General features: G+C 40.8%; 11 protein-coding genes and 1 tRNA gene. 10 read left to right on the top strand and 2 right to left on the bottom strand.

Annotated elements, in window-relative coordinates:
• Nucleotides 1-95: 95 nt before the first annotated feature.
• The 5 genes from guaB (at nt 96) to rimI (ending at nt 4,307) form a co-directional block, all read left to right on the top strand.
• The gene (gene guaB / locus P20480_RS07400) at nt 96-1,565 is read left to right on the top strand and encodes an IMP dehydrogenase (protein ID WP_008130378.1); all 1,470 of its coding nucleotides are present in this window, start codon (nt 96-98) and stop codon (nt 1,563-1,565) included.
• A 96-nt stretch (nt 1,566-1,661) separates the two neighbouring features.
• On the top strand, nt 1,662-3,239 hold the full coding sequence (guaA, locus tag P20480_RS07405) for a glutamine-hydrolyzing GMP synthase (protein WP_008130377.1): 1,578 nt from the start codon (nt 1,662-1,664) through the stop codon (nt 3,237-3,239).
• Nucleotides 3,240-3,393: 154 nt separating this feature from the next.
• Nucleotides 3,394-3,470: transfer RNA gene (locus P20480_RS07410), tRNA-Trp, on the top strand.
• 65 nt (nt 3,471-3,535) lie between these two features.
• Complete coding sequence (locus P20480_RS07415) at nt 3,536-3,853, top strand: hypothetical protein (RefSeq protein WP_008130376.1); 318 nt, start codon at nt 3,536-3,538, stop codon at nt 3,851-3,853.
• On the top strand, nt 3,840-4,307 hold the full coding sequence (gene rimI / locus P20480_RS07420; RefSeq protein ID WP_008130375.1) for a ribosomal protein S18-alanine N-acetyltransferase: 468 nt from the start codon (nt 3,840-3,842) through the stop codon (nt 4,305-4,307). Before P20480_RS07415 ends, rimI begins: the two co-directional genes overlap by 14 nt.
• A 29-nt stretch (nt 4,308-4,336) precedes the next feature.
• Here rimI and P20480_RS07425 read toward each other — a convergent pair whose 3' ends face one another.
• Nucleotides 4,337-6,997, bottom strand: coding sequence for a hybrid sensor histidine kinase/response regulator (locus P20480_RS07425; protein ID WP_008130374.1), 2,661 nt, complete (start codon nt 6,995-6,997; stop codon nt 4,337-4,339).
• Nucleotides 6,998-7,421: 424 nt separating this feature from the next.
• On the opposite strand from P20480_RS07425, the gene prfC reads away from it, so the two are divergent.
• From prfC to P20480_RS07445, 4 genes are all read left to right on the top strand, one after another.
• Nucleotides 7,422-9,011, top strand: coding sequence for a peptide chain release factor 3 (gene prfC, locus P20480_RS07430; protein WP_008130373.1), 1,590 nt, complete (start codon nt 7,422-7,424; stop codon nt 9,009-9,011).
• A gap of 62 nt (nt 9,012-9,073) precedes the next feature.
• Complete coding sequence (argS, locus tag P20480_RS07435) at nt 9,074-10,816, top strand: arginine--tRNA ligase (RefSeq protein ID WP_008130372.1); 1,743 nt, start codon at nt 9,074-9,076, stop codon at nt 10,814-10,816.
• A gap of 407 nt (nt 10,817-11,223) precedes the next feature.
• Nucleotides 11,224-11,862, top strand: coding sequence for a pyridoxamine 5'-phosphate oxidase (pdxH, locus tag P20480_RS07440; RefSeq protein WP_008130371.1), 639 nt, complete (start codon nt 11,224-11,226; stop codon nt 11,860-11,862).
• A 21-nt stretch (nt 11,863-11,883) separates the two neighbouring features.
• Entirely contained in the window at nt 11,884-12,651 is a 768-nt protein-coding gene (locus P20480_RS07445) for a TatD family hydrolase (protein ID WP_008130369.1), read from the top strand.
• On the opposite strand, the gene P20480_RS07450 is transcribed toward P20480_RS07445, so the two are convergent.
• The gene (locus P20480_RS07450; RefSeq protein WP_006791934.1) at nt 12,618-13,238 is read right to left on the bottom strand and encodes an AhpA/YtjB family protein; all 621 of its coding nucleotides are present in this window, start codon (nt 13,236-13,238) and stop codon (nt 12,618-12,620) included. The genes P20480_RS07445 and P20480_RS07450 overlap by 34 nt on opposite strands.
• A gap of 148 nt (nt 13,239-13,386) precedes the next feature.
• Between P20480_RS07450 and serB the strand changes: the two genes are divergently transcribed.
• Entirely contained in the window at nt 13,387-14,406 is a 1,020-nt protein-coding gene (gene serB / locus P20480_RS07455) for a phosphoserine phosphatase SerB (protein ID WP_008130368.1), read from the top strand.
• Nucleotides 14,407-14,409 lie beyond the last annotated feature (3 nt).

The raw sequence follows: 14,409 nt of genomic DNA, 5'->3' as shown, positions 1-14,409 counted from the left end.
AAATATTTGCGAAATATTATTTACGAATGCCTATAACGCTGTTAAAATTTGGCCGCAATTCCTTATCTTAGATCCACATGTGAGAAGTTGCCAAAATGCTTAGAATTGCTAAAGAAGCTCTTACCTTTGATGACGTACTTTTAGTACCAGGTCATTCTACTGTTTTGCCACACACGGCAAATATTTCAACTCGCTTAACGCGTGGTATCAAACTTAACTTGCCGCTTATTTCAGCATCTATGGATACTGTTACAGAAGCTCGTTTAGCTATTGCCCTTGCGCAAGAAGGTGGTCTTGGTTTTATTCATAAAAACATGACTATTGAAGAACAAGCGAAAAACGTACGAAAAGTTAAAACCTACGAAGCGGGTATTGTGTCTTACCCGGTAACAGTGACTGCTGATTTAACAATTGCAGATGCTATGGACCTTGCTGAAGAAAAAGGGTTCTCAGGCTTTCCTGTTACCGACCCAGAAAACACTTTAGTAGGTATTGTTACAAGCCGCGATATGCGTTTTGAGACAAAACTTGAACAGCCAATTTCGACTGTTATGACTAAAAAAGAAAAGCTAGTTACCGTTAAGGAAGGCGCAGCTCGCGAAGAAATTTTAGGTTTAATGCACGAACACCGCATTGAGAAGATTTTAGTTGTTGATGATGCGTTTAAACTTAAAGGCATGATCACCGTAAAAGATTACCAAAAAGCGCAAGATAAACCACATGCATGTAAAGACGAGTTAGGTCGTTTACGTGTAGGTGCTGCGGTAGGCGTTGGTGCGGGTACTGATGAGCGTATTGCTGCATTAGTTGAAGCGGGTGTTGATGTTCTACTTATCGATACTTCTCATGGCCACTCTCAAGGTGTTATTGACCGTGTATCTGCAACTCGTCAGGCTTATCCAGATCTTCAAATTGTAGCGGGTAACGTTGCAACTGCTGAGGGAGCAATAGCGCTAGCTGATGCCGGTGTTGATGCAGTAAAAGTAGGGATCGGCCCTGGTTCTATTTGTACAACCCGTATTGTTACCGGTTGTGGTGTTCCACAAATCACGGCTATTTCAGATGCAGTTGATGGCTTAAAAGGCCGCGACATTCCAGTGATTGCCGATGGTGGTATTCGTTTTTCAGGCGACATTGTGAAAGCGCTTGTTGCGGGTGCATCGTGTGTAATGGTGGGCTCAATGCTCGCAGGTACCGAAGAAGCGCCTGGCGAAGTAGAACTATACCAAGGGCGTTACTACAAATCATACCGTGGTATGGGCAGCTTAGGCGCGATGGACCAAAAAGAAGGTTCATCAGATCGTTACTTCCAAAAATCAAACGAAGCTGACAAGTTAGTACCTGAAGGTATTGAAGGTCGCGTAGCGTATAAAGGGCCAATAGCGACTATTATTCACCAGCAGGTAGGTGGCCTTCGCAGCGCAATGGGCTTAACGGGTTGTGCAACAATTGAAGAGCTAAACACTAAGCCTCAGTTTGTGCGTGTTACATCTGCAGGTATGGGTGAGTCGCATGTTCATGATGTGCAAATTACCAAAGAAGCACCAAATTACCGCTTAGGTTAAACAACGACTTGAAATTACGGGGCTGGCTTTACCAGCCCTCTTTAATAGCCACTAAGCAAATTAGTGGAATTTAGCATCTACTTTACGAGATACTCCATGAGCAAAGATATTCACGATTCACGAATTCTCATTTTAGACTTTGGTTCACAATACACTCAGCTAATCGCTCGCCGTATACGCGAAATTGGTGTTTACTGTGAGCTGTGGGCATGGGATGTGACTGAAGAGCAAATTCGCGAGTTTAACCCACAAGGTATTATTCTTTCTGGTGGCCCAGAGTCAACCACACTTGAAAACAGCCCGCGCGCTCCTGAGTATGTGTTTAATGCAGGCGTTCCTGTATTAGGCATTTGTTATGGCATGCAAACAATGGCTACTCAGCTTGGTGGTCGTGTTCACAGCTCTGATAAAAAAGAGTTTGGTTACGCGCAAGTTGAAAAGGTAGGCAACTGTGCATTGTTTGATGCAATTGAAGATCATATTACCGATGGCGGCAATGGCGTTTTAGACGTATGGATGAGCCACGGCGATAAAGTAATGGAAGTACCAGCAAGCTTTAGCACTACAGCTAAAACACCAACGTGTCCGCATGCTGCTATGTCTAACGAAGAAAAACGTTTTTACGGCGTACAGTTTCACCCAGAAGTAACGCACACTCACCAAGGTCAGCGTTTATTAGAGCGCTTTGCTATTGATATTTGTGGTTGTGAAAAACTGTGGACTCCAGCAAAAATTATTGATGATGCCATTGAGCGCATTAAAGAAACCGTTGGCGACGACGAAGTTATTTTAGGCCTATCAGGCGGTGTTGATTCATCGGTTGTAGCTATGCTTATTCATCGTGCCATTGGTGATAGATTAACATGTGTATTTGTTGATAACGGTTTACTTCGTTTAAACGAAGGTCAGCAAGTAATGGACATGTTTGGCAACAAGTTTGGTTTAAACATTGTTAAGGTTGATGCTGAAGATCAATTTTTAGCTGACCTTGCCGGTAAGTCAGATCCAGAAGATAAGCGTAAAGCTATTGGCCACACGTTCATTAATGTATTTGACGAGCAAGCTAAAAAACTTAAGAACGCTAAATGGTTAGGCCAAGGTACTATTTACCCAGACGTTATTGAGTCAGCAGCATCTGCTACAGGTAAAGCACACGTTATTAAATCTCACCACAATGTGGGCGGATTACCAGATGACATGAAAATGGGCCTAGTTGAGCCACTACGTGAGTTATTTAAAGATGAAGTACGTAAAATTGGTTTAGAGCTAGGTTTACCGTACGACATGCTTTACCGCCACCCATTCCCGGGCCCTGGTTTAGGTGTACGTGTACTTGGTGAAATTAAAAAAGAGTACTGTGATTTACTTCGCCGTGCAGATGCTATTTTCATTGAAGAGCTGCACAAAGCCGAGCTTTACCATAAAGTTAGCCAAGCGTTTACTGTGTTCTTACCAGTTAAATCGGTAGGTGTTATGGGCGATGCACGTAAGTACGATTGGGTTGTTTCACTTCGTTGTGTTGAAACTATCGACTTTATGACGGCGCGTTGGTCACATTTACCGTATGAGTTTTTGGGTGTGGTTTCTAACCGTATCATTAACGAAATTGATGGTATTTCACGCGTTGTTTACGATATTTCTGGTAAGCCACCGGCAACTATTGAGTGGGAATAATTTACCCTGCATTTAGTTTTGTAAATTAAAGTGATAAAAAACGGCGAATTAGCATGCTAATTCGCCGTTTTGTTTATTTAAAAAGCAGTTAAACTAAATGTGTGATTTTTCTCTTTACCTTTAGCGAAACTTCTCTATAATTCGTCGTCATTGCAGGGGCGTAGTTCCAATTGGTAGAACAGCGGTCTCCAAAACCGACGGTTGGGAGTTCGAATCTCTCCGCCCCTGCCATTTCTTCTTTACATCGTATTTATTAATTCTTATATTATCTTACTTCCTCATTTCATCGAGTCGTTATGCATTCACGGTACGCAGCTGTTTTTGATATTGAAAATCTCGAATTAAATACTCATTTTCGACCAGCAAATGCTGAACCTCTTACAAATAATGTTGAAAAAGAATTAACGCCTGCTTCATTTGAATCCCTCGAGCTTTCTAGCCAATTACTTGCAGATATTAATCGTGCAGCAGTGCCTGTAGCTATAAATAGCGTGGTGAAAAGCAAGCACATACAATTAACGGGTGATCAGCTTGAATTGCCATCCCCACAGCTAAATGCAACCGATAAACGTGCTTTGTGGGCTTTAATAAGTGAACACCTTGATAAACTTTAAACCTGTAAATAACGATGCCGTAGAAGCGCTTATGGCTATTGAAAACGCGTGCCATAGTCACCCTTGGACTTTAAAAACGATGAGTTCATGTATTGGTGGGCGTTATTTTAATTTAGCGGCTTTTGATAGTGACATACTCGTTGGTTTTTACATTGGTGAAAAAGCAGGGCCAGATTTTACGCTTATGGATATATGCGTGACGCCCAAGCACCAAGGTAAGGGGATTGCTAAGCAGCTATTGAGTAAATTTATAGAGCACGGTGAACAGCAAAATGCCGAAAATTTATTTTTAGAAGTTCGAGAGTCAAATACGCGTGCAATTAAACTTTATGAGCAAGCTGGGTTTATAGAGATGTCGGTACGAAAGAATTATTACCCAAGTGATGATGCAACTAAAAACGGTTTTGAAGATGCTATTTTAATGGGTATGGCATTAAGCTTAGGGTTTATGTAATTCTTTTTAGTTGCAGGCAGCCAACTGTTTTATTTTGATTCAATTGCCTGCTTTATTGCCACCATTACTGAGTTTATAATTTCATCTCTTTGTGATTTATCGCTACTTTTTAGGTTTTCTTCAAGGTTGCCTGCGCTTTTGTAAATAGCATCAAAGTTAAAACATCCTGCACTGCCTTTAACACTATGCGCAACTGCTTTTAGGCTTTCCCAATCTTGTGCATGGTGAAATGTTTTTATTTGTTCCAAATAACTGGGTAAGTTTGCTAAGTAATTATCAGATATCTGTTGAAACTTTTCACTTTTTAACAAGTCATCCCACTTATTTTGATTATCTTTTTCAAGGTGCAAGTAGCTAACAAGTACGTTTTCGAGGGCATCTTTATCTATTGGTTTTCCAAGTGCTTTGTCGCAGCCAGCTTCTATATAGGTACCAATATCGTGATTCATTACGTTTGCGGTAAGTGCAATAATGGGACCGTCGTAAGCAGCATGTCGTAGCATTTTGGTGGCTTCAAGCCCACCCATGACGGGCATTTGCATATCCATAATAATGAGTTGATAGTCGTTTACTAGCGCCATTTCTACGGCTTGTGCACCATTATTAGCTATGTCAGGCTCAAGCCCCCAAGTTTGCAACAGCAACTTAATCAGTAGCTGATTATCTGGGTTATCTTCAGCAACCAAAATATTTGCGTCAAAGCTGTTAGTCGCAAATGATAAAAGAGGGTCTTTTTCAGGGGTTAATTGTGCATGATCGACAAGCAACTCAAGCTCAGGTGTTTTGCCTTTTAAGTGGCAAGCAGCACTAATTGAAAATTCACTTCCTTCGCCCACTTCGCTTTCTAGTTTTATGTCGCCACCCAGTAATTGTGCCAGATTTTTGGATATACATAATCCTAACCCAGTACCACCAAAGCGACGTGTAGTTGTCGCATCTGCTTGTTCAAATGGTTTAAATACACGAGAAATTTGATGCTCAGACATACCAATACCGGTGTCGGTTATTACAAACTCAATGAGGTTGCTTTTAGCATGATAATGCACACAAATAGAGACATGCCCTTGCTCTGTAAATTTAACGGCGTTGTTGGCCACATTAATTAAAATTTGTTTTAAGCGTGTTACATCCGTGTATATAGTTTGCGGTATTGGTAAGTCAAAAATAATATTAAGTTCTAAACGCTTTTCTTGCGCCAGTGGCGTTATGATTGACTCAATATCATGGATTAACTGCACAACGTTCACAGAGACTTGCTCTACAGCTAATTTTTCAGCTTCAATTTTAGATAAATCCAAAATATTGTTAATGAGTTCAAGTAAGTGCTTTGAGTTTCGTAAAATAGTACTTAAATGTTGTTTGTCGTTTACTATTTTATCGTTATGTAGCAACTGCTCTGTAAAGCCCATAATAGCGGTGAGAGGGGTTCGTATTTCATGGCTCATGTTTGCTAAAAAACGACTTTTAAGTTGGTTAGCTTGCTCTGCTTGAGTAATAGCGAGTTCAAGTTGGCTATTCATAGACTCAAGCGCTTGAGTTCGGCTTTCCACCTTGTCTTCTAGGTGATGTTTGTACTCTTCGAGTTGTTGTTGATAGTGCCTAATTTGATTAACCATGTGGTTAAAGTCGTTAAACAGTATGCCTACTTCGTCATCGGTATGAGCGGGTAAGCTTACAGCTAAGTCACCGTCACCTACTCGGTGACTGGCCGCACCTAATAGCTCTATCGGATTTAACAATAAGTTACGTACAACAACAAATATTAAGATAGGTAATGAGATCACTGAAATAATAACAATCAGACCTGTAATTAAGCTAATGGCTTTGCCCGACTGGTGAAGCACCGCTTTGGGAATTGTTGATACGTAATAATAGCCTCCGCTCATTTGTACGGCAAAAATCATACGTTCGATTTTATCAATGCTCGATAACTCAATAGTAGAAAGTGAGCCTATGTCGGCCAAATCGTGAACCTTATTAAGTTCATATTCGCTAATGTATTGGCCTCGTAAATTATAATTAGAGCTAAATAGTATTTTACCGTCTTTGGTCAACAATAAATTGAGCGTATTGTTATAAGGCGCTTCTAAAATACTAGTATTTAAAATTGAAGGCTCAACATTTACAACAATAAACCCCAGTTGTTGTGGACGTTTTAGGTAATAACCCACGCTGTCTATTCGTTGCACAAAATACAGGCTGGTTGTGCCGTCGGGTTTTTGAACCATAAACTGTTGTTGGCTCAAATTGCTTTGTATAACCTGATTAAAAAAGGGGTAGTTTTTTGGCGCTATGGTTAAATTATTTGAATGATAGGCGTCACTTTTACCACTAGCCGACACTAGATTTATACTAATAATGTCAGGGTAGGCTTCGCTGTAACTGGCAAATACATCCATTAGAGCGCCAAGCCTGCGTGTATAATTTCCGTCTAAAAGGGCGTCATTGGCCAAAAAGTCGTTAAGTACCGGAGAGCGAGAAAGTAGCTTAGTGGTAGAGTGGAATGAGTCTATATAGTTAAACGCTTTTTGTTGTTGCTGCTCAACAAAGCGGCTCATGATTAGATCGGCTTGTTTTTGCGTAGAGTTAGTTACATTAGTTAACGTAAACCCACCTAAAAATAGCAGGGGCAATATAACAAGCGGAGTTATATACCATAATAATCTAATGCTTAACTTACTGGTTTTCATTAACTAACTAATATCCTTGACGCAATCTTTTTATAGTATGCGTTACAAGTTTATTAAACAAGCCTGCGTTTTACTCATCGCTAAAATATAAACTTTAGTTAGAGATAACTTCTCCTTTATGCATAGGTTTTAATTACCTAATTAGTTAAAAATTTTTATTTAGCTTGAGTCAAATTACAAACTAAACGGCCTGAGCTTAAATATTAATAAAAAAGATCAGTTAATAACTAACCATTGATTGTTTAAAGGGTCAAGATCAGCGAAAATAGTCTTTAATTACGATTAACATAACGGATCGCAAACTAGGAGCTAATTTACTCTTGGTTTTGGTGTGTTGAGGTTTCGGGGTTTAGCAGTTTTAGCCTTTAAACGTCTGCACACTTTATGGTGATATTATCCGTATTCAAACTATAAGAACTTTTTAATGGCAGACCAAAATCTCCTTAGCGAAATAAATAAACGACGTACTTTTGCAATTATATCTCACCCGGATGCAGGTAAAACCACCATCACCGAAAAAGTACTTTTGTTCGGACAAGCGATTCAAAAAGCCGGAACGGTAAAAGGCCGTGGCTCTAATCAGCATGCAAAGTCTGACTGGATGGAAATGGAAAAAGAGCGTGGTATATCGGTTACTACCTCTGTAATGCAATTTCCGTATAACAATGCGCTGGTGAATTTACTTGATACCCCTGGACACGAAGACTTCTCAGAAGATACGTACCGTACATTGACCGCGGTAGATTCGTGTTTAATGGTTATTGATGCCGCAAAAGGTGTAGAAGAACGTACCCGTAAGCTAATGGAAGTTACGCGCCTACGTACCACGCCAATTGTGACCTTTATGAATAAGTGTGACCGTGATATTCGTGACCCAATGGAACTACTTGATGAAGTAGAAACAGAGCTCAGTATTGCCTGTGCACCTATTACCTGGCCAATTGGTTGTGGTAAAGAGTTTAAAGGTGTTTACCACATTCATAACGACGAAGCGGTTTTATACAAAACAGGCCAAGGTCATACAATTCAAGAAGTTCGCACTGTTAAAGGCCTTGATAACCCAGAGCTAGATATCGCCATTGGTGAAGAACTCGCTGAACAACTACGTGAAGAACTAGAGCTTGTTATAGGGGCTTCAAACGAGTTTGACCTTGAACTATTTTTAGCGGGTGAGCTTTCGCCAGTATACTTTGGTACCGCCCTTGGTAACTTTGGTGTAGACCATGTACTTGATGGTTTAACACAGTGGGCGCCAACGCCACTACCGCGTGAAACAGAAGACCGCCAAGTAATCGCAACGGAAGAGAACTTTACTGGTTTTGTATTTAAAATACAGGCTAACATGGATCCAAAACACCGTGACCGTATTGCCTTTATGCGTATTGTGTCGGGTAAATACAGTCAAGGCATGAAGATGAATCATGTACGCCTTGGTAAACAGGTGAGTATTTCAGATGCAGTAACCTTTATGGCAGGCGATCGTGAGCGTGCAGCAGATGCATTCGCAGGCGATATTATAGGCCTACATAACCACGGTACTATTCAAATTGGTGATACCTTTACACAAGGCGAAAAGCTTAAATTTAGCGGTATTCCAAACTTTGCGCCTGAGCTATTTCGTCGTATTCGTTTGCGCGATCCGCTTAAACAAAAGCAGCTATTAAAAGGCTTAGTACAGCTTTCTGAAGAAGGTGCAGTACAAGTATTTAGACCGCTCATTAATAACGACTTAATTGTAGGCGCGGTAGGTGTACTTCAGTTTGACGTAGTTGTAGCGCGCTTAAAAGCTGAGTACAACGTAGATGCAATTTACGAAGGCGTAAACGTAAATACAGCACGTTGGGTAAGCTCAACTGATGTTAAAAAGTTTGAAGAGTTTAAACGTAAGTGCGAAAGCAACTTAGCACTCGATGGTGGCGATAACTTAACTTACATAGCACCGAGCCGTGTAAACCTTAATTTATCGACAGAGCGTTACCCAGAAGTAACCTTTAACCACACGCGCGAAAACTAGAATCGACTGACTAAAGTTAACTGAAAGCCTGCTATGGCGGGCTTACAAAGGTAAATAATATAATGAACATTCGTACTATTTTAGTAGAAAAAGCCATTGCCGCCATGACCGCAGCAGGCCTACCAGAAGACACAAACCCAGCTGTTACACAAAGCACACGCCCACAATTTGGTGACTACCAAATTAATGGTGCAATGGGCGCCGCTAAAAAAATGAAAAGCAACCCACGTGAGCTTGCGCAAAAAATTATTGATAACCTAGATGTAACCGACATCGCTGAAAAAACAGAAATTGCAGGCCCAGGTTTTATTAATATTCATTTAAAGCCTGAGTTTTTAGCCAACAGTGTAAAAGCAGCAAACAGCGATGCAAAACTGGCTGTAAACGAGCACGCAAATCCGCAAACTGTCGTGGTAGATTACTCATCACCTAACCTTGCAAAAGAAATGCACGTAGGCCATTTACGTTCAACCATTATTGGTGATGCCATTGTACGCGCCCTTGAATTTAGAGGCGACAAAGTAATTCGTCAAAACCACATGGGCGATTGGGGCACACAATTTGGTATGCTAATTGCCCATTTAGAAGATCAAATTAGCCAAGGCGTAGACTTAGAGTCGGTAGCGCTTGCTGATTTAGAAACGTTTTACCGCGATGCTAAAAAACGTTTTGACGATGAAGAGGGCTTTGCCGATAAAGCCCGTGACTATGTAGTTAAACTACAAGGTGGCGACGCGCACTGTGAAAAGCTATGGAAGCTATTTATAGCGACCTCTGTTAAGCACTCTGAAGAAGTTTACAAACGTCTAAATGTAACGCTTACTCAAGCTGACATTATGGCTGAAAGTGCTTATAACAGTGAGCTTAACGACATTATTAGCTTATTAAAAGATAAAAACATAGCGGTAGAGTCGCAAGGCGCACAGGTTGTGTTTTTAGATGAACTTGCAAATAAAGATGGCGAGCCTTCGGCGTTTATCGTGCAAAAATCTGGCGGCGGCTTTTTGTATGCAACCACCGATTTAGCCGCGTGTGATTACCGCTCAAATAAATTGGGTGCTGAGCGTATTTTAATATTTGTTGATGCGCGCCAAAGTCTTCACTTCAATCAAGTGGAGCTTACTGCACGAAAAGCTGGCCTTTTACGCGATGAAACAAGCTACGAGTTTTGCCCGTTTGGCACCATGATGGGCGCCGATGGTAAACCATTTAAAACCCGTACTGGTGGTACTGTTAAGCTTGCCGACTTACTTGAAGAGTCGATTAGTCGTGCAGCAACAAAACTTGCTGAGCGTGAATCTGATTTATCGGATCATGATCGCAGCGAAATTGCCCGTAAAGTAGGTATTGGCGCCGTTAAATATGCTGATCTTTCTAAACATCGTACCAGCGATTACATATTCAACTGGGACAGCATGTTAAGCTTTGAAGGCGCGACAGCACCTTACTTACAATATGCTTATACCCGTGTACGCAGCATTTTCCGTAAATCAGGTGTCGATGCCGCTTCGCTAAATGCTGATGTAGCCATAGCCGAGCCGCAAGAAAAAGCACTCGCGCTTAAACTACTTCAGCTTGAAGAAGTGCTTGATTTAATGATCTCAGAGGCCACTCCGCACGTATTATGTGGTTACTTATACGAGTTAGCTAGCTTATACATGACATTCTACGAAGCCTGCCCAGTACTTAAAGAAGGCGTAGAGCCAAACGTACGTGACAGCCGTTTAGTGTTGTGTAATTTAGTGGCAGATACGCTAAAAATAGGATTGGATTTGTTAGGCATTGAAGTCATGGAGCAAATGTAATCACCGTCGTATTTTAACCTAATACTGCGTTATCCACCCCGACTTACCCTAATCACATACAAACCGTATGCTCATAGGGATAAGTAGGGGTGAATGCCTTGTCTTAGGCTAAACTACTTAGGTGAACCTTCTGTTTCGTGTAGTTCGCTTTGGCTGCGTTGTCGTGCTTTTTTAGCCTAAGTCGCATACTAACTGTATGCTCCTTGGCATAAATAGTTTTACCGCCTTGCTAGCACTTCTACACTTGCAGATGGTAGGTTTGACCGTAGGTTGGGTTGAGTGAAACGAAACCCAACATTAACCAAGCACTAACCCAAAATATAAAATTGTTCTTATTACTGATTACTATTGATTGCCTGACCTTAACTTACCCACATACGCTTTAATAAACAGAGAAGGATTTGTTTATGAAACTCGAAGACATCCGCCGTGAATACCTGCAAGACGCGCTAAGCGAAGATAACTTGCAAGATGATCCATTCAAACAATTTGAAACGTGGCTTGAGCATGCTGTGGGCAGTAATATCCCAGACCCAACGGCCATGGTGGTCGCTACGGTTGATGAAACCGGGCAACCTTCACAGCGTATTGTATTGTTAAAACATTTAGATGATAACGGGTTTGTATTTTTTACTAATACCGGCTCACGCAAAGCGCAAGAGCTAAAAGGCAATAACAAAATATCGCTGCACTTTCCGTGGCACCATATGGAGCGCCAAGTGATTGTATACGGCGAGGCAAAACCATTACCTACATCAGCCGTGGCAAAATACTTTTTATCGCGTCCTAAAGAAAGCCAATTAGCAGCATGGGCGTCGCAACAAAGTAGGCCAGTGTCGTCGCGAAAAGTACTTATGGAAACCTTTGCTAATATGAAAAGCAAGTTTGCTAAAGGTGAAATTCCACTGCCTGATTTTTGGGGCGGTTACTGTGTTGTGCCTGCTAAAATTGAGTTTTGGCAGGGTGGTGCACACCGCTTACATGACCGTTTTATGTACCAGCGCCAAGCAGATAACAGCTGGCAAGTTACACGCTTAAACCCTTAATAAATTGATGATTGAGTAACCGTGCAATTTATTGACTCTCATTGCCATCTCGACTTTAGCGAGTTTGATTCAATTCGTGAATCGCTCATAAACGAGTGTATAGCAAAGGGAGTCAATCAGTTTGTTGTACCGGGTATTACGCTCGCCCAATCGCATACTCTTATCAAACTCAAAGCTACTTTTCCAAGTATAAAAATAGCTGCAGGGTTACATCCATATTTTTTAGATCAACATAAAGAATCGCACATAGAAGCACTTTTTGAGTTCGGGGTTGCAAATAAGCATCATTTAATAGCTATAGGTGAGTGTGGGCTTGATAGAAGTATCGAAGACCTTGCAAAACAAACGAGTTTGTTTGAGCAGCAAATAACGATTGCTAATGAGCTAAATTTGCCGCTTATTGTCCATCATCGGCAAAGTCATGATTTAATTGCGCAATCGTTTAAACGCTGTAAGCCAAAATATGGTGGAGTGATACATGCGTTTTCTGGCTCACTACAGCAAGCACAGTATTATATTAAACAGGGTTTTAAATTAGGCGTGGGTGGGGTTATAACTTACGAGCGCGCAGCTAAAACCCGTAATGTAATTACTCAAATTGAACCTCAGCACTTAGTGCTCGAAACCGATTCGCCCTCAATGCCACTAAATGGTCATCAAGGTGAGATTAATACGCCGATTCATATCCCTGATGTGTTCAACGCTCTGTGTAGTTTAAAACAAAGTAGCGATAAAGAGGTGCTAGCTAAAATGCTCTACGACTCTTGCTCTGAGGTTTTTCGTATATAGCGGTTTACTTGCCAACGCTTTAAGCCACGCCCCAATTGCCATGTAAAAATACATGCAATAACTAGCATTAATAAAACCTGACGACCCAAATCATGAAAATGGCTGTGGCTGTCTGAAATAGCAGCTCGTGTTAAATAGGTTACCGAAACAAACCCTAGAGGGCGATCATCATCGCTTATAACGGGTTCAACAAATGGTGTTTTGAGTTTACTTATTCCTGGAGTCGATTCTGGAAGTTGACCTAAAATATGGTGTGACTGCCAATTATCACTGCTGGCGACTAGAATCCCCTGATGATCATAAATGGTAGCCGACAGTACAAATTCGTCTTTAGCTATGTCGTTACAAATAGTGTTTAACTGAGGTTTGTTTTTTTCTATCAGTGGTGTTTTAACATTTAAAGCCATAAATTGAGTTAAGCTTTGTGCTGTGTTGTCGGCGCTATCATATAATAACTGATGGCTTTGAAAGCTACTATTTACACCTACCCAACTAAGCAATACAAAACAGCCAGCAGCTAATAATAACCGTAAAAGTCGTTTCTTTTGTGATGCCGATATTGGATTTTTAAGATGGTTATTTTTCATAGTCACCGTATATGCTACTGACAGAATTTTGATTTGATGTTACAACTACTACTATAACCTTAAATTAACCCCGATGGCGAATTTAGCATTAATATTACCGCTTCAATTCGTTTTATATCAGTGGAATAAAAATAAACACGGAGATCCTATGTCGCAAATCAGCATGGCACAGCTTACTTCTCAGCAATCATTGTCAATGTTAACGCTCAACCAATGGTTTGCTCATAACAACGGGATTTTTACACTATTTGATGGTGTTCCAAATACACAAGAAGGGTTGTTTAGTATTGCATTTGCAGGTGACTTTAATGCGACAAGTATAGATACGTTTATTCAGTTTTTAGCTCACCACGGGCAAACGGTCACAGCATTATGCCAATACCAGCCTGATTTAGGCTTATCTCCAGCACTGTGTTTTTATACTCAAAATACAACGCAATCTATTAATCCATTAACGCTTAAAGCGTTTTCAGAAACACTAGAGTGCCAATTAGTACAAATTAATACACCGCCTAACCTTTACGAGCCGGGTTTGTTAGTGATGGATATGGATTCAACAGCGATTACTATTGAATGTATTGATGAAATAGCACGCTTAGCAAATGTGTACGATGATGTGGCATCTGTAACTGCCCTCGCAATGGCAGGTAAACTCGATTTTAGTGAAAGCTTAAATCAACGCGTAGGTAAGCTTAAAGGCATTGAAAAAAGCCTTATTGAAGAGTTAAAAAATACTTTGCCACTTATGCCTGGCATAAAAGCCTTGTGCCAAGTACTTAAGCATCACAATTGGTATTTAGCAATTGCATCGGGCGGTTTTGTACCCTTTGCAGAGCGTGTTAAGCAGCTAATTAATTTAGATGAAGTACATGCAAATGTGCTTGAATTTAAAGATGATAAATTAACTGGTAAGGTACTTGGTACGATTGTGGATGCACAGCAAAAAGCGGTTATTTTAGAGTCTTTGCAAGCTAAGCTCGGACTTGAAAAAATACAAACAGTGGCGATTGGCGATGGTGCAAATGATCTCGTTATGATGGCAAAGGCTGGGCTTGGGGTTGCTGTTCATGGTAAACCAAAAGTAGTTGAGCAAGCGCAAGCAGCTATTTGTAAAGGCTCGTTATTACAGTTACTTTATATGCTCGCTATTCCGTTAAACAAAAAATAACGA

The sequence above is a fragment of the Pseudoalteromonas sp. BSi20480 genome, assembly GCF_000241365.1.
Lineage (GTDB): Bacteria > Pseudomonadota > Gammaproteobacteria > Enterobacterales > Alteromonadaceae > Pseudoalteromonas > Pseudoalteromonas marina.
The sequence above is the reverse complement of the archived record's forward strand: the minus strand, read 5'-3'. Positions and strand labels throughout refer to the sequence as shown.

Coding starts and splice junctions, on each gene's coding strand:
- prfC (WP_008130373.1), top strand. CDS start 7,422: ATGGCAGACCAAAATCTCCTTAGCGAAATAAATAAACGACGTACTTTT.
- P20480_RS07450 (WP_006791934.1), bottom strand. CDS start 13,238: ATGAAAAATAACCATCTTAAAAATCCAATATCGGCATCACAAAAGAAA.
- P20480_RS07425 (WP_008130374.1), bottom strand. CDS start 6,997: ATGAAAACCAGTAAGTTAAGCATTAGATTATTATGGTATATAACTCCG.
- pdxH (WP_008130371.1), top strand. CDS start 11,224: ATGAAACTCGAAGACATCCGCCGTGAATACCTGCAAGACGCGCTAAGC.
- P20480_RS07415 (WP_008130376.1), top strand. CDS start 3,536: ATGCATTCACGGTACGCAGCTGTTTTTGATATTGAAAATCTCGAATTA.
- serB (WP_008130368.1), top strand. CDS start 13,387: ATGTCGCAAATCAGCATGGCACAGCTTACTTCTCAGCAATCATTGTCA.
- guaA (WP_008130377.1), top strand. CDS start 1,662: ATGAGCAAAGATATTCACGATTCACGAATTCTCATTTTAGACTTTGGT.
- argS (WP_008130372.1), top strand. CDS start 9,074: ATGAACATTCGTACTATTTTAGTAGAAAAAGCCATTGCCGCCATGACC.
- guaB (WP_008130378.1), top strand. CDS start 96: ATGCTTAGAATTGCTAAAGAAGCTCTTACCTTTGATGACGTACTTTTA.